Source organism: Peribacillus sp. NJ4 (assembly GCF_030348345.1).
In the GTDB taxonomy this organism is placed as follows: Bacteria; Bacillota; Bacilli; order Bacillales; family DSM-1321; genus Peribacillus.
The window spans coordinates 923,254-947,262 of record NZ_JAUCFQ010000001.1 but is presented as its reverse complement, the minus strand read 5'-3'; the positions used below and the strand labels follow the sequence as shown (position 1 = coordinate 947,262).

The following is a 24,009-nucleotide window of genomic DNA, read 5'->3' as shown; positions in this document are numbered from 1 at the left end:
TGAAGGCCAGTTATGCTAACCTGATGGGTCGGTGCCCTTTTGTTCAAGAAATCTGGTACTCCGTACATATTTGAAATCCTACGAATAAGCCAACATTCGTAAAAAGAAAAAGTCTATGAAAATTAGTTGTTGAAGGTTCCCTTCGAGAACCCTATTAAAAAATCCCCCTTTAAAACTACGCAACCAGTTCAGTTATAGGTTGAACTTTATCTGCACAATAAGACTCGTTTCTGCGTGCTATTCCAACAAATATCCTGGCTAGCTTACCTACCAATTTCATAATCGATTTCATTTTCTTCATTTTTTTCACCTTAACATTATGGGAGTGAATGGCTCGAAATTCCATGTTATTCATCACAAGGCTCATGGTGGCTAAGTAAAGGAAACGCCTTAGCCTGGATCTTCCTCGCTTAGAGATGACCATTTGGCCTTTCCACTTTCCAGAGCTTGCTTCAGCCAGATGCAACCCAGCGTGCCGAAGTAAAGAATTACCGTGTGAAAAACCACTTAGATCTCCTGCTTCACCTAATATTCCGGCTAATGAAATTTCACTAATTCCCTTAATGGCAAGAAGCTTCTTGGCAAAAGGTATTTGTTTTAATACATCCTTAACCTCTTGTTCCACTCTTTCGAGTTGTAAGACTGCGAGATCATACTCCTCTAATAATTGTTCCAAATGAAATTTATACGCTTCAAGTGCTTGTCTTGTGCCGACAGATTTCCTAGCTAACTGAAGAAGTAATTGAGCTTTCTTTAATCCAGGCTGCCTCTTCATTATTGATTTCCATCCTGAAACAACATCATGAGGTTTCAGGGAACGCAGTTCCATTGGAGATGGAAATAAACGAAGTGTGGCGATCGCCCCTTTACCAGTAATGTCTTTAAATACTTGCCTGAGTTCGGGAAAGACAATATCCACCCAACGGTTTAATTGATTAATAGTGCTAACGAGTCGTTTAACTACCACATCACGGTTAGACATAAGGACCCTAAGTATTTCAAATGATTCTGAAGTGTTCCTGACAAAGGCGTAGTAACCGTTCTTCACCATATCAGCGATGACCAGGGCATCTTTCTTATCACTTTTGGACTGAGTATTATCACGGTTTTCTTTATTCCTTTTTACTAAGTGAGGGTTTACTGTTACTACCTCAATTCCTTGTTTAAATAGCCATTTTGAAAGATTAATCCAGTAATGGCCTGTAGGCTCCATTCCCACGATGGCTGCCTCCAGTTTATTTAATCTTTGAAGCTTATCCATCCATTTTAATAAACTAGCAAATCCATCTTCATTATTTTCAAATGCAAGTGGATCTCCGACTACAATTCCACGGAAATTCACTGCTCTAGCCACATGTAATTGTTGGGCAATATCCACTCCAACAACAAGGTGATTATCGGAAATTCTTTCTATTAGTTGATTTTGTTTATCTTGCATTTTAAACTTCATATTAGGGTTTCCTCCTAAGGTTTTGAGTTAGAGTGGTGTCTTACTCATATCTTACTGAGGAGCCCTATTTTTTTCAAAGTTGAAAATAACGAACTACAGGAATGCTAACCTGCCCCGATAGTTGCATAAGAAAAAGCTGTCTTAAAGACAGCTCTGATCCTCAGCTAACGCACCCGTTAGTTCATTAAGAAAAGCGATTCTGGAATATTGAAAAAAAGAGGCCATCCTTTTTGGACAGCCCCCTTTCCGCTAATTATAAAATTTCTAGTAGAGCTCGATATCATTATATTGGTCACTTCAGAATGTTACCATCTATACTTCAGAGAAGGTATCTCCAAAATGAATTGGCTTTCAATCTTTGAAAACTATGAGAATACTGCAATTTTACGTGCGATAGATTCTGTTAAACGAGAGGCTACTTTTGGAACAGCCCATTTAATAATTGGTGTTAACACCGCACCAGATAATCCGCCTGCATGGATTTCCACCGTACAAGTCATTATTGTTTCACCATTAACATCTTCTGCAGTAAAGTGACCGCTTCCTGTAAAATTATCTGATAAACCTTTTAGTTCAAACTTAATATTTGAAGGTTCATTCCATTCGGTAATATCTACCTGCGCTTGTATTGTTTTTTTAATACCTTTCACACTACCTTCAAATGTCCAAATAGATTGCTTGTCATTTATGATTTCATGTTCTTTATAGGCTGGTACTGTCGTTGCCCATTTTTCGAGATCACTGACATAATCCCAAACTGCCTGTACATCTACTGGAACTACTACAGTATGCGTTCCCGTTGCCATTATGATCCCCACCTTCACTATGTATGAATTGTAACTTTACATTTCTACAAAATAATTATTACATAAAAAGCATAAACTTACATCACTAATTATACATAGCTTTCCTTCTTCCAATCCCCCAATTATTTGTAGAATCAAAATTTTCCAATCCTCCACAATCCGGCCCTTTAATGGAATAACAGGACTGACGTTTTTAAACGACTTTAATGTCAATTAACAGTATTCCTTATGGAACTAACCTGCCCCGTTAGTGACATAAGGATTTTTAAACAACATTATTATTTTTTAATGACTTTATTGTAAATTAAACAACTTTATTATCTCTGTACAGTAGCCTCAGGAAAATGCGGATTTACAACGTTAAGGAAGTTTCAATATTAAAAAACCTAATTTCTCAGCATTAAATGAGAAATTAGGTTTTTTCATTAATAGAAAAAGACTTATAAGTATTTATCACTAATCACTTTCATATGGTGTAACTCGTGCCCGACAATGCCATATGCAAAGGTACCTATCGAAACTGGGTTGTTCATTACAGTTCCATTACGATCCCACGCTGCATCATCAATGGTTGAAATAAGACTTAACGTGTTGGAGCGTACCGTGTCTAAACCAGCTAGTAGCTGCTCCCAGGATAATTTGTTGAAGTTTGCCGCAGAAACGTATTGATCCTGATCCATTGCTGGGAGTGGTGCACTTTCATTTCGTGCAATGGCAAGCATTCGATACGACATCACACGTTCCACGTCGGCCAGATGCCCAATCACTTCTTTTAAAGTCCATTTCCCTGGTGCGTACGCCTTCCTTGCTGACTCCTCTGATATGCTGCTCAAGAGGGTAATGGTCTTAGTTCGTTGCTTACTAAGTATTTCCTCAATATCTCCATCTGGCACAAGACTAACATACCTATCATACTCTGGATTTTCAATAGATAATGGTCGTGGACGCACAAGAATCCTCCTCATCGGAATAGTTAATTATGGTTCTAGGCTAATATTCGACTTTCAAGAAGAAATTTCCTTTATTTGATATTTAATTTCATTACCGCAAAATAATTGCAAATTAATCAACTTTATTATCTCTGTACAACTGATTTATGCAGTTAACATAATACAGATAATAATGGATTAGTTCACTTTTTATTCCACTAACCTGCCCCTTTAGTTGCATAAAGAAAGAGCTGCCTTAAAGACAGCTCTGATTCTAAGCTAAAGCACCCGTTAGTTGAAGATGATTACGATATTTTCTACATAAATAAAAGTCAACCTCTCTTCGAGTCTATAATTCAAAATTTTTCCCCTGTTTCAATCTTCTGATTCACTTTCTTCATAATCCTCTGATTCACTTTCTTCGTAATCCTTAAAATCATCATCATCCACCACACATGGGGAAGAGTCCTCTCGAATAAACCGTACCGCATTTAGTCCGATCATCTGAGCAGCGGCGGACGGCTGACCATCCGGAAAAATAGGCGAAATGGACAGATCGGCAACCTTAAGATTTTTGGTACCAAACACATTGAGGAATCCATCGACAACCCCTTCTTGAATCGTCTGTCCCATCCGACACTGCCCGCCTATAGAAAAGTTTGTGTAAGAGGCTTTGACATAATTTTCAAGCTGCTGTTGTTTGTTAGGATCGTTGTCAGGTAGCTGGAATATACTCTCGGGAGGATATACAACTTTCCCGATGCCGTTATTTGGGTATTTCAGTGGATCTCTAGCCTCTACAATAATATTATAAATTCTCTTATATTGATCGACCATATACGTTAGGTCATTGGGATCTTCCAACGGATTGAAGTTAAGAGATGGATAAGCCTCTGGATCGCTATGTTCCACTAGCACTGTACCCCTGCTTTTTGTATTCACGTCTACAATACCAAAACTCATGATACTTGGAGTGGTTTGGAAAGTTAAATCTAAACTCCAACCATTGCTGATCACATCTGGAGCAGGGATAAAAAATGGGATAGGAGCCCCTATCAGTTGGAGACGACGACCTTCTAGTAGATTCATTGGATTCTCTGCTTGGAAAGCACCTAAGATAAGTGGAAAGTTGGGATCAGCAAAAAATATTGGAATAATTCGGGAGGTATCTATCTCAACCCCCAATCCAACATAACCCTGAGTTTGAAGATTGTGACCCACATTTGGACTCTCTATCAATGTTGGTATACCTGCTTTAGCCAAATCATCCGATTTACCGATTCCTGAACGTTGTAGAATGACTGAGGAAAAAAATCCTGCAGAGACGATAATTCCTTTTCTTGCAAACCTTCTATGTGAAACACCATCCTTGACAAATTCAACACCAACCGCAATGTTCAATCCATCTTTTTTCTTAAATAAGATTTTGTTAACAGTTGTTTTAGCTAAAATAACCAATTTTCTTCCACCAACTCCAAATTCATCTGGATGGAACTGGTTTCCTTGACTGACAATATGGTCATTTAAATAACCTGTTGCCGTTGAGGATCGGACAAATTGACCGGGGCTAACCTCTTTTTGAATAATTTGCGTTTTATAAAATGTACAATCCCTTATGCCGGTATTATAGTCCACAGCAATCGGCGTTCCCAATACAGTGTTTGTTGCTTGAACTAACGAATTGATCAATCCATTAGGGGGAATACTCTGTTGCCTAATAAAGATCGGCCCTTGTGTTCCTCGTTCATTAGGGTCTTGTGTCGATCCTGTATAGGTTTCATTTTTTACAAATAAGGAGCTAATCTTGTCATAACTCCATTGATTACCAACAAGACTTGCCCACTGGTTATACAACTCTTTACTCCCACGTACGGCGTACATGTCACTAATTTCTGAGCTTCCCCCTATGGCGCGACCATTTGTTGCAATAAGTGTACGTGCAATAGTTGACTCTAGTTCAGAAGTAACATTAAAGCTAAACCTGTTACCGCGGGTTGTATTAATGGCAGCCAGAACGCTAGGGTTACTTAGCTCATTCGTCATATTTGTTCCTGCTTCAAGGACAAGTACAGAGGTATGTTTATCATCCGTTAATTTTTTGGCGATTACCCCTCCGGCAGTTCCGGCACCAATCACGATATAATCAAAAATATTGAATTTATCAGAACCAGATTTTTCATCCATATCTTCTGACATCATTATCATCTCCTTCTATATTAGGAGATGCAATTTTACTTTAATTGGTTTGGACAAGATTAGTTTTTATTGCCTTTTTTTCTTTAACTAAACTGCCCCGTTAGTTGCATAAAGAAAAAGCTGCCTTAAGACAGCTCCGATCTTCAGCTAACGCACCCGTTAGCTCAATAAGAGGTACCTCCAACATTTTATCCTATGAACAGAGATGGAGACTATTGTGTCATTTTCCTAATTAGAGCATAAGGTGATATTACCCATTTAATTAATTTCCTCCTTAAAAACAAAAAGGAGATGTTTCTATATGTCACGTTGTGAATCAAGTTGTGATGACGGTTTTGGATTTGGTGGAGGTTTCGCCTTTATAGTCGTCTTGTTTATACTCTTAATCATTGTTGGAGCTAGCTTTGTTGGTGGCTGCGACGGCTACGGCGGCGGTTACGGATATGGCGCCTGTTGTTAAAAATAGTATGAAAAAAGCCGACCTTTATTGGTCGGCTTCTTCAAATTTGATTCCTATTTCTAGGGAATGATAGCTATTTTGAGGACTCTAATTATGGTCCAGACGACAAAACGCGAAAAAATATGATAATAAATTTTATGGAAAATAAAGCCCCTAATTTCCTACGCTTAGGATCCTCAAGGATCTCATCTCTTAATCAACTAACGCACCCGTTAGTTCTATAAGAAAAGCGATTCTTATTAAAGAATCGCGCCCTTTAACGGAACAAAGAAAAAATTAGTTTTAATAGGGTATGGAAACGATTCGAGTAATGAGGGGCCACTATGGAAAATATTCATAGTGATCCCCAGTCTATCATGTAGTGTTCCTGTTATATTTCCTAACAATTTCCATTTCTTTTTTTTAGCGTATGGATAGTGTATCACTCAACAAGCTGATCCCCAATAAAATGCATCCTCTTAATTACCTTTCCTTCCTTATTTTTATCATAAACATTGTATTCTTTTTGTGGTTCAGCATCTGACCAAATTATATATGCAATTAGATCATTCTTATGATGTTCTAGCCGATCTGTATTCATGTAACTTTCATCAAGCTGCCAGTCTCTTGGCAAATCCTTACTTTCCCTATAAAAGGACATATCAAAAATCCTGTTTTTGCCTTCCATTACTTTCATTTCTTCTTCAACTGGATGTTCCTTACTGTATTTTTCAACTAATTCTTTTAATTCTATTAGATCTTTTGGTGGATTTAGAATCATATAATGCTTTTTTACAGTCACCTCTTCTTCATCCTTTTTACCAAATATCTCTTCTGTATTGTCAATTTCGAAAATCTTTGTTTCCCCACTTGATTCCTCATTCTTTTTACATCCTATTAAGTTTAATGGAATTAAGAATATACAAATCATTAAAACTATAATTTTTAAATTAACTTTAATCACTCAATTTCCCCTCAAATGGTACATCCATTTCCATTACAGTAACAAAGGGCTTATATTTCCCATTATATTCATCATAATGCTGTAAGACAAACCAGGAACGGAATCCTGCTAAGTTGACATACTCCTTCTCAACATCTGGCCGATCCAACCCAAAATGATCATATAAACGAACACGCATGACTCCTTTAAAGTGATTATTCTCTTCAGAAAAATCTTTTACGGATACCGTATTCCCCCAAGTATCATTTACTGTAATTGTAAGTCCACCTACTCGATCACTCCAAGTGCTAAACGTCGGATAACTAGCATTTCTCTGTATCAAATTATAAAATTCATTTGTATTCTTTGTACTTTTATCCAACTTAAGTGCTGCCAAATTACCTCCATTTTTCTTTAGCTCATCAACTAAGGCATTTTTGACAAAATCAACATAGGCTTTCGTTGTTTCATGCTCACTCGCTTCTTTAGTTAAAGTCTGGTTTCTGTACTCTTTACCAGTTCCCTCTCTAAAATGATTAATCATATCTAAAATAACATCTTCCATATCTCCCATGGAAAACAAGCTTGTTGTCATATCCTCGAACTCATAAAAGAGAATACTTGGGAAATAAGATTCAAGTAATTGGAGTCTGAACATCCAGCTAATGTCTTTTATTTCATCTTCTGTATAATCATTTGTTTTCATATCATTCGCTACATTTCCATTTTCATCATAGCCTTCTGGTCTATCTGATTGATAAATTTCTGTATCGGTAAAATCAGAGTACAACGGTCTCAAATCCTCATTATCAAACTTTCCATCTCCGTCACTATCTTTTCGGTCAGGGAAACTGGTTGGAAAGAAACCTTCAAAATGAATTTCAACTCCAAAAATTTCTACCGTGAATGATTTTAATTGCCCCATTTCTTGCCCATCGGTTAATCCATCTCCGTCACTATCTTTCTTGTTAGGATCTGAGTAAATTATACGGTATGGTGTTTTCATTCCTTCAATTTCATAGATGTCGTATAAGCCATCCCCATCTGAATCTGTTATATCAATTTCTACATCACCTACTGTCTTCGTTGCAAGATTGTTATACAGAGCGTTATTTAGATCATGCGTCCTTGAGTAGTCTATTTCCCGATTCCATAGCTCCAACCATTTTGCCTTATCAACAACCAGATATTCACCAAAGTGAGTAGTTTCCATACTTATTGTATTTTTACTTTTATCTAACTCAGCGTTACGGCTTTCAAACATTTCCTCGTCTTCATTGTACCAAATGATGGCTAGATCATCTTCCAACGTGTCTCCTAGCTTCGCTTCATCATAAGTAAACTGAATGCTTGCTTTCTCAAATTTTGATTGCGTATTGATGCTTACAGGAGAACCAATAATACCGTGTAAATTAGTTGTTTTAATATTTATGTTGTTTGTGCTGCTAATTCTGGTCGTTTTATTAATATTATCCTTTGCACTAAATCCAACTTCTACGCTTTTAATTTCTGATTTATCAGGCTGAATCAATGATTTACTAATCGATTGTTTATAGAGTTCTTGTGGATCCTCGCTTCCGTCATTGTCGCTGTCTGTAGCATTCGGATTTGTCTTTAAAGCATATTCATCTCCATCACTTAACCCATCGTTATCTGTATCATACTTATTAGGTAATGTATCGAACTGATGTACTTCAAATCCGTCAGTTAAACCATCTTGGTCTGAATCTCCCTTAATCAAATTTGTTTGATTAGCTTGCTCGTCTTTATTACTCAGGCCGTCTTCATCGATATCTTCATCTGCATCACTTATGCCATTACGATTTGAATCATATTTTGTTGGGGAAATAAATGATTTAACCTCATATTCAATATTGTCCTGCAATCCATCACCATCTGTATCCTTTTTAAATGGATTCATACCCTCTAGGAATTCTATTCCATCTGTTATAGTATCACCATCCGTGTCAGAGGTAGATTCAAAGAATTCTGTGTTAAATGAATAGCCTGCTTTTTTAAGTCCGAATAACACTTGTTTATATGCATTTTGATAGGATTTTGATGCAGGAATAGCTAGATCTTTTTCTAGAAACTCATTACCTTTTTCAGACATTTTCCCAGCGTTATTCAAATGAGCTTTTAGTTTATTTCCTTTGTGATCTGCTTGATCGGAGATATCCTCTAAGATGCCGATAGCATTTTTATTGACAATTTTATCCGATAAATAAAAATTAAAGAGTATATCTGCAAGTAATACTTCAGTTGGTTCATTAAAATCGTTTTTTGTTACATACCCCCATAGACATATGGTTAACTTATGTTTGATTTCCAAGAGCCGATCACTTTTAAGAACCGACTCTTGTATATACTCCTCTTGAACAGCTTGTTCATATTGGTTAATCAATTGTTGAAGTACATCAAGTTCATTAATATCTTTTTGTTTAAAGTCTCCGGTTTCATCAATTTCCGCTATCAGTTTAGAATCAAACTTAGCATTAGTTTCTTTTATGACTGTCGCGAAACGCTTTAATTCATTTATTGCAGTCTGATCATAGATTTTTGCAATTCTGGTGTCCTCATAGAATTGATATTCACTTAACCACTGTTTTACATTTTGCTCACTAGAATTCTTATGTTTTCCTTGATTAGCATGGTTATTGCCCTTGGCAACCACCGCTTGCCCAGATCCGCCGAAAATCATTGCAAAGATCAATAAAAAACTCAACATACTTTTTACTTTATTTTTCAACGTGATAATCTCCTCTATAAAAATTTTAATTTAACCTATATACGATATCGTGGTTCCCATCCAAAGAATATTGTCAAAATCCTTGAGTTAATTTCATTAAATCAACTCCTTTACAAGTTGTTATTTTCTAATAGCAACTAGTCAGTACCCATCAAAAGTATATATTGGGAATTATTCCAATCGATACGAATGCTGAATATTCTAAAAATTATTAAACCAGAAAGACACCTAATATTTAAGTGCCTTGTCTTTTTAAATTTACCGAACATAAATAAATCTTTGACCCAATATATTTTCAGCCTGGAAACCAATGAATGAATCCCGTTTCGCTCCTCAACCATTTATATGAAACGTGTCAGGGGATGATGCTTTTTGGTCCTTAGACTGTGGAAAAATGCCAAAAAGCATTGAAGAGCATAAAACAAACAGTAACAGCTCTTATAGTTCCTTGAGGGATAAATTCATTTTTTCTCCTTTCCTCCCTAAAAAATAATTTTATCAACTAAGTATTAGTTTACAGATTAAAAATATGGATTATAAGGTAAATATTTCCTAAATATTTTTATCAGACTTATGAATTAATGATCTTTCTTTAGAGATTGACCCAATATATAGACCCGTTAGCCATCCATGAATCGCAAAGAATGAAAATGGTTAGGAAGTGTCAATACTGATACTGACCTCAACCCTAATCTATAGACTAATTAATTAACGCTCTCCTCTTTTTTTAAACGATTGAGCAGGGTCTTCTTAAGTATTGTTATTTTTCATTATTAAAGAAACTTATTTTCATGGTAGTTTCAATCGAGCGCGATTCTTTAAAAAGAATCGCTTTTCTTAATGAACGGGTGGTAAGCATTCTGTTCATGAGGTGCTTAAATATTTGACAGAGGAAGTTCTGATATCGGTAAGCGTGGTAGAGATAGTTATTTCGGAGAAGGAAAAGTGAATGCATATAGTTCGTAATGATGATTAATAAATAAAAAAAAGCAGGGAACCTTTTTTTAGGTTGCCTGTGTAGGTACGAGAATGACGTCGATTAGTTTGTTATACTTTGTATCAGAAAGCTAGCAATTGGAATTAGAATTTGCTAGCTTTAAAATACTCAAGTGTATTTCTATTTACTATAATGGCCTCAATAAAAATCAACTAACATTATTTTATTTTCAAATACTCAGTAAATAAAAGATAATCTTCATTGCAAAGTAGCATTGCAGTATAACGTTTATAACCTGTTAATAACGGTGTTATTAAGGGGCCTTCATACTTATTAAACAAACGGAGTAAAATCGCAAATGAATGATTTCTTTCCATTTCAGTTCTATTACGCTTAAACTCATTAACTATATCAAGTGTAAGTAATCTGTCCCAATATATTCTATAAGCTTCTGTTCTTTCTTTTTCAGTGATTCGGGCATTTTTTATTACTTCAAATGTTTCAAATAAATACTTATAAAATTCATCTACTGGGATGACGCCGCCAGTTAAATGAGTTTTATTCTCAGAATTAATATGTCTCACCCAATAATAACAAGGAGAATCTGCATATATACTAATTTTTTTAGTGTGTAAATAAGCACTCATAGCAATGGGGTGATCTTCTGCCAATTTAATATCTTTTCTAAAACGAATATTCAAAGAACGGAGATATTCAGTTTTAAACATTTTCAATACTGACATCGTGTCTTTTACTAGTGAATCAAAAAAATTCGTGTTTATTTGCGTACTTTTAAATACATATACAGGAACTCTACGATTGACGCCCTCATATTTTCCGATAATAACATCTGAATCATTTTCTTTACCTAATGTATACATATTTGAAATGGAATTTTCAGCAAGATAATCGTCTCCATCAACAAAGAAGATATATTCCCCTTCGGCTTCATCGATAATTCTATTTCTAGCGGTTGATGGGCCGCCAGTATTTTTTTGAGTTAATATCTTCATATTGCCATCTATATTGTACTGTTTTTTATAATTCTCAATAATTTTTACTGTATCATCCGTTGACCCGTCATCTACTATCAGTACTTCGATACCCTGAAATATATCTGATTGAGATGTTATACTATCTAGGCATTTTAAAATGTTTTTACTTTCATTGTAACAAGGTATCCCAACTGTAACCTTACGCATATCCAATTCTCCTTAAAAGACTATAAACTGCATCAGAAATATTTATCGTCATTTTTTGGTTAATTATACCATTATTAATCTAGTTATTAGGTAATTTACACAAATTTAACAATTAATAATTGTTACGAGGAATATTAATCATATTTAATTCGCTAGAAATTGATGTGTTGAATCTTCTTTGTAATAATGTGGTTACTGATGTAGCAAAGCTTCATGAATAATGAGGGAGTTCATTTATTATTAAGAATAATAAATAAAACCTCATTTACACACGTTACGCTTAACCTTACCTCCCCTTTAGTGCCATAAGAAAAAGGCTGCCGCAGCAACCTCCCTAATTGAATTAAGCACCCCGTTAGATAAGGATTGTGGTATTTAATTCCCATATATGTCATTGAAGATATATAAACCTAAACCCAATATAAAAATAAGAATAAACACAATCCACTTTGTATAATGCCAGCCCTTTATTCTATCAATAACCACTAAAAGAGTAATAATAATAAGGGATACACCCAATGCTGTCCATATGTTCCTATATTGGATTGGACTTAATTCCGTTAACAGATAAAAACTCCCCCAAAAAACAAAATGTGTGGGGGCTCTTTCCTTTTATATTTTTTAGTTCGTTCAGGATATGCTCCATTTATTCTTGGACACCTCAATTATTATTCCTAAAGTGATAAAGTATAATTGCTAGTTTTATAATATCATTTTATTGAACTATCCTGCCCCGATAGTTGCATAAGAAAAAGCTGCCTTAAAGACAGCTCCGATTTTCAGCTAACGCACCTGTTTGTTCAACAAGACTTACTTTTTGAGACACTAAGTTGCTCAATGTTCTAGATAACTGGAGTACCATTTTTAACAGGTTCATCTGGTTTTAAGAGTACCACATCACCTTCTTTTAAACTGCACCGTTAGCATAATAAAAAAGGACTGATGATCGATACAAACTCATTAAATAAAAAGCTTTCCACTTATTCAAATATAACAATTTAATGGAAATCTTTAATGCGGCTTAAGGCTAAATTTTCCATACAACTTTAGATGTAGATTTCGACAGTTATTATTTTCTTATTAAGCTAAACTGCCCCGATAGTTCATTAAGGGGTACCACCATCATGACGCGGATTTACAACGTTAAGGGCATCTAGATATAAAAATAGCCGGTTTTCACCACGCTAAGGGTGTAACCGGCATTATTGCTAGTATTTGTTTAATGGTCGCAAAGTTTAAGATGGTAACCTCTTTCTACACTTTCTTTATAATGAAAAGGTTACCCAAATCCATTTATATACGAACAAACCTTAACAATTCATCGAACGATTGTTAAACAACAAGTAGGACTGAAGTCATCCCTTGCCGGCAAACTGGATCTGATAGATTTTCTTGGGACGCCCTCGCAGCTTTTCCTGCTTTTTGTAAAGAATACGGGCCACCCCTTTTTCCTCCAGACGATTAAGAATGCGATTGGCACTTCTTACCGTGACATCAAGATGGTAAGCAAGCTCCTCCGCTGTCAGTTCGTTGCTTTCTGTCTTCGAAATGACCGCCATGATTTTTTGGAGCTGAAGGGTAGAGATTTCCACGTCTTTGCTGATGCGTTGGATGGACTTGTTGACTCCGTTCAGGTACTCCAAACAATTTCCTTCTCCCAATGGCCCGATGATTTTATCCGTGTCTGTCACCACATAAGTACCCGGGGACCGGCTAGTTACGGACAAGTTGTTGGCTGACTGCGCGTTTGAACGCGCCTTGTACATGGTATTGTCTACCCCCCAACCAATGTGGACCGAAAAGGGCAACACTTTGCCAAGATAGGACATAAGCAAGCATTGCGAAAGGTTGTGCGTAAATGTCTTGAGTTCCTTGTAAGAACTGATGAGCTCAAAGCTTCCACTGGATTTTTGGATGAGAAACGGGACTTTTTGCTCTGTGCTGAATTCCAGTAGCGATTTGTGCAAAAGCATTTGCTGAAACTCCCACTCGTTGATGTTTTGCTTCCCCGTGTCCGGATTTCCAATTGTAATGTGGCCAATGGCAATTTGGCTCTCCGCCAGTTTAATCAATGAAAGCTCGCTGATGATTTGCTCGAATTGCTGCACAACTGAATCAGGCGACGGGAACAGGAAAATATGGGGGACTTCATGGCGGACCAACTCTTCAACAATATTACTCAACCGGGTTAATGACAAATCGATTTTTCCCTCTTGCCACAACTGGATGTGTTCATTCAGTACCTCTTCATAGACCTGGTCAGTCACTTGTGAGAAAGAGACCATGAGAGGCATGTCCTTTTCATTCAGCACCTGCTTCAATCCAAGAAAGTTGTTTTGACTCGCTATAAAGTCAATATAGATCCTAGAAAAATCAAGGTTCCGGTTGGACAGGCTGATTTGCAACAACTTTTCGTAGAATTCCTGCTTGCTGATTTGAAAGGTATAGGTAGGTATAGGGAATTTCTCCCACTTTTCCGTCAAATAATAGTAGGCCAGCTCAGTCAGCACAAATCCATCCACATGCTGCTGGTTTTGTAGGTATAGATCGATCGTTTCATGCAAGCGTTGATACGGCAGCATTACAATTTCGCAGCTCTCCTGGACCCGATCCGGTACTGTTTTCAACTCTTTCAGGGAATGCTGGGCAATCATGACACCCAAACGTATCATACCCGATCCCTCCTTTCGTTCACTAGTAACATTATAAGAGATTCGGAGCCACTTGGAAATGTTTTAAAAAAACTTGAAATGTTCAGATTATTAACTTATACTCAATTTTAGACAATTCGTCTTAAAAGTGTCTAAAAATAAATATAAACACAAAAATATATACACATATCCTTCTATACCTAAATGTGTTTATGTTTTTCGGACCGGATGATTGTTGGCTTACTCAAATATAAAAGCGCTTTCAAAAAAAAGGGGGGGAGTTCAAAGATGGATCCACTTGCTGCAAACCGTAAACAGAAAACCTTGATAATGGTTCTTCTCTGTCTTGGCTGGATGGTCAATACCTTCGACAGGATAGCCATCAACGTAGCCGTCATTCCTATCTCCAAGGAGTTCGGTTTAACGGAAACACAGGTAGGTCTTGTGATTAGCAGTTTTTTTCTAAGTTATGCAATTATGCAGCCAATTGGAGGCAGTCTGGCAGACAGGTTTGGCTCACGGAAAGTGATCTTGTTTTCCTTAATTGCCTGGTCCATTTTTACCATTCTAACTGGAATGGCCTGGTCGTTTCTTTCTCTGATCGTTCTCCGTTTCTTGTTCGGAATTGGGGAGGGTAGCTATCCTTCTGCAAGCCAAGTCTCACTCGCGGAAACCTTTCCGCAAAAAGAGCGCGGACGTGCCAAATCGGGACTTCTAGCTGCCGGGAAGCTAGCGAGCGTGCTAGGGACACTAGCTATCGCTAGCCTAATTAGTATCTTTGACTGGCAGTTCATGTTCATCTTCCTTGGTCTTGTCGGTTTGCTACTTGCCTTTTTTTACTGGAAGTATTTCTATCCTGCAGGAACACATGGCATTCAAAAAAATGCACCTAGCGAAAAAATGTCGTTAAAACAGGCCCTTAAAATTCCTTTGTTATGGCAGCTTACTGTGATTTACTTCGGAATTTCAATAGTGAGTTGGGGAACTGCGGCGTGGATGCCATCTTATATGGTTAAAGTGCGGGACCTTGACCTGGTATCGATGGGTGCAGTGGCTACCATTCCGGCCATCATGGGTCTCATCACAATGCTTTTTACTGGTTGGTTGCTGGACAAGTACATGGTGGGAAGAGAAAAATACTTAATTGTTTTGGGAGCACTGATCGGGATGATATCCCTGTATTTTTTTATCAGCGCCCCTTCTATCCCTTATGTAGTAATGTATGGCGCATTCGCAAGTATCGGTATTGCGATAGCCTTGACCACCACGTTAACGATGCCGCTAAAGTATATAGCCTCTTCTTCCATAGGCACGGCTACTGGGATGGTATATTTGGGTGGGCAATTAGCTGGCGTTATCGCTCCTACCGTCATGGGATTCATGATTCAACAGTTTAACGGTTCCTATGATGCCGGATTCTGGTTTTTAATTTCCGCGCTTTTCATTGCTCTTATTGTCGGGATGACTGTGCGAACCCATTCTGACGAAACGAGTGACCAAGCTACAGAGATAAACTCCAGAGCTGAGTAGCATGGTTCGCATCTAATTAAAAGAAAAGAGAGGGTGTTCTTCATGTTTAATCGTCAAAAAATTGCAGATATTATTGAACAAAAAAGAGAGACATTTATCCGAGTGAGCGACTGTATATGGGACTATGCCGAAACTCGATTTGAAGAGTTCCGTTCGGCAGATTTGCTTTGCAAAACACTGGAAGAAGAAGGATTTAGTGTAGAACGAGGAGTCGGCGGCATGGAGACCGCTTTTATCGGGAGCTATGGAAGCGGCGGACCTGTTGTGGCTATTCTTGGGGAATACGATGCACTATCCGGACTGAGCCAGGACCGTGGAATCGCATCTCATCATCCAATCAAGCAGGGCGGCAACGGCCATGGCTGCGGTCACAACCTCCTGGGTACCGGCTCGTTGGCGGCTGCAGTAGCTGTTCGCCACTTTATGGAAGAAAATCAAATCAAAGGAACGATTCGCTATTACGGCTGTCCGGCTGAAGAAGGGGGCTCAGGAAAAACTATTATGGTCCGAGAGGGTTTGTTCGATGATGTGGACACGGCTATCTCCTGGCATCCGTATTCCTTTAACGCAGTTGCATCGGTAACAAACGTGGCCAACTATCAGGTGTACTTTAAATTCAAAGGAAAAGCGGCCCATGCAGCAGGCTCTCCTCATCTCGGCCGCAGCGCATTGGATGCCTTAGAGTTAATGAATATCGGGGCTAATTTTCTCCGTGAACATATTATTCCTGAAGCTCGCCTCCACTATGCTATTACTAATTCGGGCGGGCTGGCTCCCAATGTTGTGCAGGCAGAAGCGGAAGTACTCTATATGGTGCGGGCTCCAGAACTGGAGCAGGTAGATGAGATTTATCACCGCGTATGCAAGATTGCCCGTGGTGCTGCCATGATGACAGAAACAGAAGTTGACATCATTTTTGATAAAGGGTGCTCCAACTTGATTCCTAATCGAACATTAGCAGCTGTTATGTACGATAATTATCGCAAGGTTGGCGTCCCAGAATTTAACGAAGAAGAAAAAGCATTTGCCCGTCAAATTCGCACCACCATGCCAGAACCCGATAAGAAAAGTATTTTGCGCATGCTTTCTCAGCTACCAGTAGACAAAAACTTAATTCAAAAGATAAAGGAACAAGAGCTTTCCACTGTGTTAATGCCCTATATAAACAAAACCTTTCGTATGACCGGTTCGACCGATGTTGGAGATGTCAGCTGGATTGTACCTACTGTGCAATGCGCAGTCAACTGCTTTGCGATGGGGACACAGCTTCATTCCTGGCAGGCTGTGGCGCAGGGGGGAACATCGATTGGCCACAAAGGTATGCTGCATGCCGGCAAAGTAATGGCTGCTACCGCAGTCGATATACTGCTCCAACCAGAAGTCATTGACCAGGCAAAAGCTGAACTGAAGGAAAATTTAGATGGAGCAAACTATGTCTGTCCAATTCCGACGGAAATCAAACCTGCATTAAGTCGATAACTTTCAAAAAGGAAAAGCCCTTACAGTTATTTTACAACAACTGTAAGGGCTTGATTTTTTCAGTAAGATTTAACAAACTGGACGGGAGTGGCTATTTTTGCATTCAGATCCCCATAACGTTGTAAATCCGAGTTTTGCTGACGGTACCCCTTATAGAACTAACGCACCTGTTAGTTCAACAACTATTTCATTTGCATTAAGCTTGTCCACAAAAATTCTTCTCCGAAAAATTCACTTAATTAAGTAATCTTTTTCATTACCCTAAAACTAATGATATCAAAGTCCTTTGCGAATACTTCTTTAAGTCTGCTACATACGGCAGTCTTGGTGGCATCATTGTGTTAATGATCTGGTTTTATTTATCTGCGCTCATCATCATTATAGGGGGAGAAATCAATGCCTTCATAAATGAAGATCATCCAAAATGTGAATGAGCTTCCTTCAGTTCCCGTAATACCTGAAAGCCCTTCAACGAACACTAATCAAGAAATAACATCTTGTATTGGGGAGGGATTCTTTCATGAGTAAAAAAGGAAAGCATAAGGGTAAAAAGGGGAACCATAAAACATCAAGTTCTGCAAATGGGCAGAATGGCGATCATTAAAAAGTTAAGCTGCATATAAAAGGGAGCCTTTTAGGCTCCTTTTGTACAGTATGATTATTGTAAGAATCGTACATTTTGAAGGGATTTTGATGTGGTTAACTTTTATCTTATTCCAAGTTGATTTCCAATTCTTTTTTGTTATGCGATCTTCGTAAATTTCCACTCGCTCTTCAGTCTCTCTTACAAACTGAATTGGAGTAGAGTTCTTGTATCTGGGTTCATGGTCGTTTCCCACAATTGCTCTGGATTCATTTCCCCCAGCCCTTTATAACGCTGCAGGTTAGGCTTTGGAGTACTTCGCATACTAGCCATGATTTCTTCAATCTCCCGATCATTATAGGCATAATCCACTTTTTCCCCTTGCTTAGGGGCTGTATTTATCGGGATTCATCTTCTTACATTTGACCGTCTATTTTTACACTTAGGACGTCTTGAGGTGTTGGAGAGAGCACAAAGAAAGTCAGAGGATGATTTAGGGAGAACGTAATTTTTTTCGTTTTAGGGGTAATGATTTGTCTTAGCTTGATGGGCATGTGACACTACCCTCAAACTATGTTTTTTGGTAATAGTTCTTATTAAACTTTAGCAACCCTTTTCTTGAATAAATTAGATAAGTCCCCCAACCGTATCTTTGACATGGAAAGGGGATTATTTGTGGATTAGAAGAAATTACCTTAATTAGGAAATTGTTATTTTTATAAGCGTTATTGATTTCCGGACTGTTGTTGATTCTGTTCTTGCATGCCAGTCCCCATTCCCATCATGTTAGAGGCAAGTGGCATCATATTTTTCATTTTTCCGCCATTTCCACTCAACATTTGATAAGCAGCAATACCTACTCCAACTGAAGCGAAAACGGGTAAAATTTTATCCATGTTTGTCTTCATCTACATCACCTTATTCATAAAATTTTGGTTCATTTCCTGAACCTTAATATCTTGGGTAAAAAAAAACTTAAAAATTCAAGGTGTTTGTTACCAAAACAATTAGTAATAAAATAATGTTTTAAAGGAAAAATAAAATATAAAAAATTTCAGAGGAATATATAATAGAAAAAACAGGCGGTAATTGCGCAATTACTCTTTTAATGGGAATTTTATTTTATGCATACCCTCTTCAATATATCTCTAAATCCAAGTCGCTTGTCATTAAGATAAAGCACTTATCTTTTTATTAGATTTATGGGATTTAGTATAGCAATACATACTTCAACCATTCTGAATAAAGAATAGTTGAAGATCTTAGAAACGATATCAGATTATTGAGGTGATAATATAAATGCCAATGTTAGATGTGGACGGTACTAGCTTGTATTATATTGCAGAGGTGAAAAAGTGGATAATTTCAGGGTGTTAATTAGTTAAAGTCTCCGTTTAAAGACTTTAGTGATTAATTAAAAAAGCCAGATTTCTCTAGATAATATAGAGATATATCAGGCTTTTAATAATGAAAATATCTTAATGTTGTAAATCTGCTTTTTCATAAATGCACCCTTGAATTAGCTACTGAAGGAATTGGTTTAAACGCATTTATCCCGGGGATTTACTTTTATCTTAATACTCTATTTCATCGTAATCTTTAGGCTGAGGGACCGGCTGCCCGTTTTCGCTGTTAGAAATATCATTAATTGTTTGCAGCTCCTCTTGTCTTTCTTCAGTAACCTTTTCATTTTGCTTTACTTGCTTTTTCATGGCGATTACCCCCTTCCAATGGTTCTAGAAATTAATATGCACTATTAAAGGTTTCACCATGCATCTAAGAAAAATGCAGCCAGGTCTGACTGCAAAATGATTGAATAATTTTTCCATCCTCATATTCCTTTTCACACTAACAAGTCTTGATTTGTCAGTGAATCTCTCCGTCCGGTTTTTGGGCCATTTCTCCCGTAAACCATGTAAAGGGAGTAAGCAAGAAGAATGATGTTAACGATGGTGAACAATAACCGATACTTCAATGAGTAGAAGGATAATACTCCTGCAAATCCAGTTAATCCAAGAGGGATGAAAATCAGTGAACCAAGGCAGCATGCAGCCCTAAAAAAACCCGAAAATACAGTGGCTAACTGCGACACTTTTTCCTACATGCTTTAAACTTCTCCATGCTGTAACAATCATGCGTTGTTGTTTCTTTCTTTGTTTCTGGATAAAGTTTTCTCCAGCCCTTGAAAAGAGCAAAAACAAATTACAGAGCCATCATAATGAAAATAACATCTTTAAATTCCGTGAAGTATGAACCCAGTGCCGTTCATGCAAACAACGGAAGCAGTAAAACCAGATGGCACGGGCATTGATTAGTTCGACAAATAAACCAACCTGAACTTTTTATTGTGTTTTTCATCCTGTTTCGCCTCTTATTTCCTCATCAATGCTTCAATAATGGGGCATTCGTAAATATCTTTGTTTTCGGGACATCTTTCTTTAAGATCCATCAGCATCTGTTCAATTCTTTTGAGATTTTTAATTTTACGCTGGATGTCATCTATCTTAAGAACAGTGAAATCATACATAACACGGCACTTCGCTTCATCGCGATCGACGCCCCCTAGCAAAGAAAAGGTACCGCCAACATTTAGTTAATTAAGGGTACTTTCTCACTTTAGATTGAATGTATGATAAGTGTAAGAATCATACATTCAAAAGGCCGCCAATTGGCGACCTTCTTATGGCGCTAACGCACCAGTTAGTTCATTAAGGCTTATTGCAGAGTTGACACAAACTGTGCGATATATCTCTTAAAACGGAGGATTGGAAAAATCCGACCCTTTTGTACTAAAGATTATGGACCTTGTGTAAGTATAGCGACGATGTTATATAAGATTGGGAACACAAATAAAATGATGTTAAAAATTATTCCAACTAACGAAAGTTTATCGCGATTCATTTTATAGCCTACGAATCCCAATATAGCTCCTATTGGACACAGTATAAACGGAAATACGAGTGGCATTCCTTGAATTTTCAAGGATACGATATCAAATAAAAAGTTAATGATCAATAATGTTAAAACAGACGGGATTAGAATGGATATAAGTCCTGGTATTTTTTGCACAACAATTGCCCCTTAATGAATTAGATTATAAAAATTTGTGCCCTTAATGATAATTTAACACTACCTAATTTTAACAAAAAATGAGTATGTTTGTGTAAATATCGAACTACGCAGTACGAATACACTACGCTTATGGAACTCCCTCAGTTTAATACAATTTTCTCACAAATACTCGCTTATTCGCAGGATTTCATCACCATTGAATTTAAGTTCACGGATAAATGAAGTGATTTCAGGACATGAAGATTTCGTGAAGGCATACTTCCTCTGTTCCTTTTACTTCAGTAATTTCTTTATCCTGAATAATTATTTTAGATATAGCCACAGCAAACGGAATAGGGTTTCCTTCCTGAAATATCACATCTTTTTTTAGAATTATAAAGATGGAGAATAGGATGAATATTAGTACTAACATTCTAAATGCTTTCGATTTTAACAAATAAACTACTCCCTTCTTTACATTTATTTAGCCGAATCATAGGATAATTTTAACATTATTAATTTGGAATTAAACAGATTTTGGAATATTTATCATTAAGCAAGCCTACCCCATTTGTCGCATAAGAAAAGGAGCTGCTGATCAGCTCCTGGTAATGAAGTGAAAAGTCACTTTCAATTAAAGAACACATGAAGATATGACTCTATCTAAAAAAAATTTTGATAGCCTCAAGACGTATTATTTCGAGGCTCAATCCATCAATGGGATGCCGATATTAAGCAGGTCATAATAGTATTACCAAATTCTCGGACATCAGCTAAGTAATCAAATCCATTAGGAGAACCAAAACTATTAAACGCACGCACTGCTACAAGATTATGTTGAGGTATAACCAAAAGAGTTACTCCTGTATAGCCTAAAATTTGAAAGGATCCTTTAGATACAAGTTCACCAATTTCTGATTTTCTTGCAGGTAAATCTTTTACGAACCATAAATATCCGTTTTGGGGAAGTTCCACATCTAATGAATTTGGGCTTTGAACGGTTGTAGCGATATCTATAATTTCATTTGATACGATTTGTTTTCCATCTACATTTCCCTTTTTAAGATGAAAGTACCCCCATTTAGCCAACTCTCTTGATGATACATACATATTCATCTTATTGCCGTCTGTACTCTTACTTGTAGTCCAATTTGGGTCATTAGGCTTCCGTATTACAGAAACAAGTTTTTCATTTACTTCTCCATACCAGCCAGTCTCTGTAAAATTCAGAGGTTTAAATACGTTATCAGCAACTATTTCAGCAACCGATTTACCAGTTGTATTTTTAACGATTTGCGTCAACATATCAATTCCGACACCTCTATATGACCAATTAATTCCAGGTATAAATTCCCGATGTATCTCTCCATTAATACTCTTTAAACCATGCGTATGTGTTAGTAGGTGTCTTATTGTTGTCCCATTAAATATTGGCATACTATTCCCTGGAAGATATTTAACTATTAAATCATCTATTGAGTCTATGTATCCTTCATAAACCGCATAGGCAACTGCAAAGCCTATGTAACTTTTTCTAACTGATGCAACATGAAATTGGGTATCTTCTTGGATTTCCCTCAAATCAGGAGCCTTAGAATGTTTACCCCAATATTCCTCTGTTACAATATAATCGTTGTGAATTATAAAAACAGATGCACCTGAACAGTCAACTAATTCAGATGTCTTTCTAACATTTGATACAACTGAATTAAACTGTGTGTTTATCTTTTTATTAATAATCATTTTTTCACTACTTTCCTTTATTAATCTTTTCGATACAATAAAGATTAAATCCTTGTTTCTTTTTAAATAACTGCCCCGTTTATTTTGTACCGCGTCTTTTTCGTGTATTGGGCTATATAATGAAATAACTCCTTGTTCATTTTATTGGAATTTGAAATAATTGTTATTATGACTAACAGGGGGTCCTGACGCATAATCGTAATAACAGCTTGAGGGCGATGGGGTAATACCAGTGTCTGTTTCCCAGGGAGAAAAGGCCAGACTTCCCATCAGAATGAAAGGAAGACTCATGTTTTCTTCATACGACAAGAGAGTTTGGTAGCTATACCCGTGGTGATGGAAGACCAGACTCTGACTTATATTGAATCATTTATAGACATTATAAAGGGGTGTATCTACTTTGAAAGTTCTTGAAACAAATCGATTAATCCTTCGTTGGATATCACCTGATGATGCGGAGTTTATACTTGAGCTTTTGAATGAGCCTTCATGGATCCAGTTTATCGGGGATAAGGGTGTAAGAACCCTCGAAGATGCGCGAAATTATATTTTGAACGGACCCGTTGAAATGTATAATCGATTGGGCTTCGGTCTGTATTTGACCGAATTGAAAGAGGAAGGTATTCCTATTGGGATCTGCGGTCTGATAAAAAGGGACACCTTGGAAGATGTGGATATTGGATTTGCCTTTCTTCCCAGGTTTTGGGCGAAAGGATATGCCTATGAGTCAGCCTCTGCAGTAATGGCGCATGGAAAAAACGTTTTAGGTATTAATCGCATTGTGGCTATAACTTCTCCAAACAATCATAGTTCTGCTAAACTACTTGAAAAGCTGGGGTTGCAATTTGAACGAATGGTTAAGTTTTCTAATGAGTCTCAAGAGCTTAGGTTGTTCGCGAATGAAATCTAACTATCCTTTGAATCCTTAGGAGTGGTATTTTAGGTATGACTGAATGAATGTTGATTAAAATTCCTGATATGCAGGAGTTCTTTGTTCCGCGATCGGGCGCGATTGATGAAAAATGAGAAGTCGCTTTTTTCTAAAAAGATCAGATAGAGCTATAAATGATTGGATGTAAATAATTAAGAAACCCAGCTAATCTTCTAATGTGAAGAATAGCTGGGTTTTTAAAGTCGGATGTGCCAAATAACACTGGTACACCAAGTATCATACCTGCGGTTACTCCCATAATCACTTTAGAAACAGCCTTTGGAGATTCTTCCTTGCTGACAGATGTGGCAGCTACTGTCAAAGCAACGAACAATAAATTGGATGAAAAACAGATATGGCGACAGTAAGTGCAAAGAGGCTCACTAGCAG

16 protein-coding genes and 5 pseudogenes are annotated in these 24,009 nt (G+C 37.2%); 5 read left to right on the top strand and 16 right to left on the bottom strand.

From position 1 onward, the window contains the following. Positions 1-175: 175 nt before the first annotated feature. The 4 genes from QUF94_RS04750 to QUF94_RS04735 form a co-directional block, all read right to left on the bottom strand. Complete coding sequence (locus QUF94_RS04750) at positions 176-1,450, bottom strand: IS110 family RNA-guided transposase (RefSeq protein WP_289314825.1); 1,275 nt, start codon at positions 1,448-1,450, stop codon at positions 176-178. Between the two features lie 365 nt (positions 1,451-1,815). Continuing rightward, entirely contained in the window at positions 1,816-2,256 is a 441-nt protein-coding gene (locus QUF94_RS04745; RefSeq protein ID WP_089364937.1) for an SRPBCC family protein, read from the bottom strand. 440 nt (positions 2,257-2,696) lie between these two features. Next, entirely contained in the window at positions 2,697-3,206 is a 510-nt protein-coding gene (locus tag QUF94_RS04740; RefSeq protein WP_289314824.1) for a DinB family protein, read from the bottom strand. A gap of 354 nt (positions 3,207-3,560) precedes the next feature. After that, entirely contained in the window at positions 3,561-5,381 is a 1,821-nt protein-coding gene (locus tag QUF94_RS04735; RefSeq protein ID WP_289314823.1) for a GMC family oxidoreductase, read from the bottom strand. 301 nt (positions 5,382-5,682) lie between these two features. Between QUF94_RS04735 and QUF94_RS04730 the strand changes: the two are divergent. After that, positions 5,683-5,796, top strand: a pseudogene (locus tag QUF94_RS04730) (YjcZ family sporulation protein); the annotation flags it as partial. A gap of 466 nt (positions 5,797-6,262) precedes the next feature. Here the strand turns inward: QUF94_RS04730 and QUF94_RS04725 are convergent. The 4 genes from QUF94_RS04725 to QUF94_RS04710 form a co-directional block, all read right to left on the bottom strand. Next, entirely contained in the window at positions 6,263-6,784 is a 522-nt protein-coding gene (locus tag QUF94_RS04725; RefSeq protein WP_289314822.1) for a hypothetical protein, read from the bottom strand. Continuing rightward, positions 6,777-9,512: a DUF3289 family protein gene (locus QUF94_RS04720; protein ID WP_289314821.1), complete on the bottom strand. Its 2,736-nt coding sequence runs from the start codon at positions 9,510-9,512 to the stop codon at positions 6,777-6,779. The genes QUF94_RS04725 and QUF94_RS04720 overlap by 8 nt, the downstream gene beginning before the upstream one ends. 1,155 nt (positions 9,513-10,667) lie before the next feature. After that, the gene (locus QUF94_RS04715) at positions 10,668-11,651 is read right to left on the bottom strand and encodes a glycosyltransferase family 2 protein (protein WP_289314820.1); all 984 of its coding nucleotides are present in this window, start codon (positions 11,649-11,651) and stop codon (positions 10,668-10,670) included. A gap of 1,355 nt (positions 11,652-13,006) precedes the next feature. After that, positions 13,007-14,323 (bottom strand): helix-turn-helix domain-containing protein, encoded by a 1,317-nt coding sequence (locus QUF94_RS04710; protein ID WP_289314819.1) that lies wholly within the window; start codon positions 14,321-14,323, stop codon positions 13,007-13,009. Between the two features lie 267 nt (positions 14,324-14,590). On the opposite strand from QUF94_RS04710, the gene QUF94_RS04705 reads away from it, so the two are divergent. The 3 genes and pseudogenes from QUF94_RS04705 to QUF94_RS04695 all read left to right on the top strand — a co-directional run. Further along, complete coding sequence (locus QUF94_RS04705; RefSeq protein ID WP_289314818.1) at positions 14,591-15,832, top strand: MFS transporter; 1,242 nt, start codon at positions 14,591-14,593, stop codon at positions 15,830-15,832. A 42-nt stretch (positions 15,833-15,874) separates the two neighbouring features. Further along, positions 15,875-17,311 carry a M20 family metallopeptidase gene (locus tag QUF94_RS04700; RefSeq protein ID WP_289314817.1) on the top strand — a complete coding sequence of 479 codons (1,437 nt, stop codon included), beginning with the start codon at positions 15,875-15,877 and terminating at the stop codon, positions 17,309-17,311. A gap of 305 nt (positions 17,312-17,616) precedes the next feature. Then, positions 17,617-17,745, top strand: a pseudogene (locus QUF94_RS04695) (YhjD/YihY/BrkB family envelope integrity protein); the annotation flags it as partial. Positions 17,746-18,098: 353 nt separating this feature from the next. On the opposite strand, the pseudogene QUF94_RS04690 reads toward QUF94_RS04695, so the two are convergent. From QUF94_RS04690 to QUF94_RS04660, 7 genes and pseudogenes are all read right to left on the bottom strand, one after another. Beyond that, positions 18,099-18,281, bottom strand: a pseudogene (locus QUF94_RS04690) (hypothetical protein); the annotation flags it as partial. Positions 18,282-18,619: 338 nt separating this feature from the next. Next, a complete protein-coding gene (locus tag QUF94_RS04685) occupies positions 18,620-18,802 on the bottom strand; it encodes a hypothetical protein (RefSeq protein ID WP_289314816.1) in 183 nt (60 codons plus the stop codon). 666 nt (positions 18,803-19,468) lie between these two features. Then, entirely contained in the window at positions 19,469-19,606 is a 138-nt protein-coding gene (locus tag QUF94_RS04680; protein ID WP_289314815.1) for a hypothetical protein, read from the bottom strand. Positions 19,607-20,265: 659 nt separating this feature from the next. Next, a pseudogene (locus tag QUF94_RS04675) lies at positions 20,266-20,463 on the bottom strand (MerR family transcriptional regulator); the annotation flags it as partial. A gap of 227 nt (positions 20,464-20,690) precedes the next feature. Continuing rightward, complete coding sequence (locus QUF94_RS04670) at positions 20,691-20,963, bottom strand: hypothetical protein (protein ID WP_289314814.1); 273 nt, start codon at positions 20,961-20,963, stop codon at positions 20,691-20,693. A 232-nt stretch (positions 20,964-21,195) separates the two neighbouring features. Further along, positions 21,196-21,402: a hypothetical protein gene (locus tag QUF94_RS04665; protein WP_289314813.1), complete on the bottom strand. Its 207-nt coding sequence runs from the start codon at positions 21,400-21,402 to the stop codon at positions 21,196-21,198. 257 nt (positions 21,403-21,659) lie between these two features. Further along, complete coding sequence (locus QUF94_RS04660; RefSeq protein ID WP_289314812.1) at positions 21,660-22,688, bottom strand: serine hydrolase domain-containing protein; 1,029 nt, start codon at positions 22,686-22,688, stop codon at positions 21,660-21,662. Positions 22,689-23,088: 400 nt separating this feature from the next. Here QUF94_RS04660 and QUF94_RS04655 point away from each other — a divergent pair, with 400 nt between their 5' ends. Beyond that, positions 23,089-23,598, top strand: a complete 510-nt coding sequence (locus QUF94_RS04655) for a GNAT family N-acetyltransferase (protein WP_289314811.1) — start codon at positions 23,089-23,091, stop codon at positions 23,596-23,598. 241 nt (positions 23,599-23,839) lie between these two features. Here QUF94_RS04655 and QUF94_RS04650 read toward each other — a convergent pair. After that, positions 23,840-23,973, bottom strand: a pseudogene (locus QUF94_RS04650) (MFS transporter); the annotation flags it as partial. Positions 23,974-24,009: the final 36 nt, after the last annotated feature.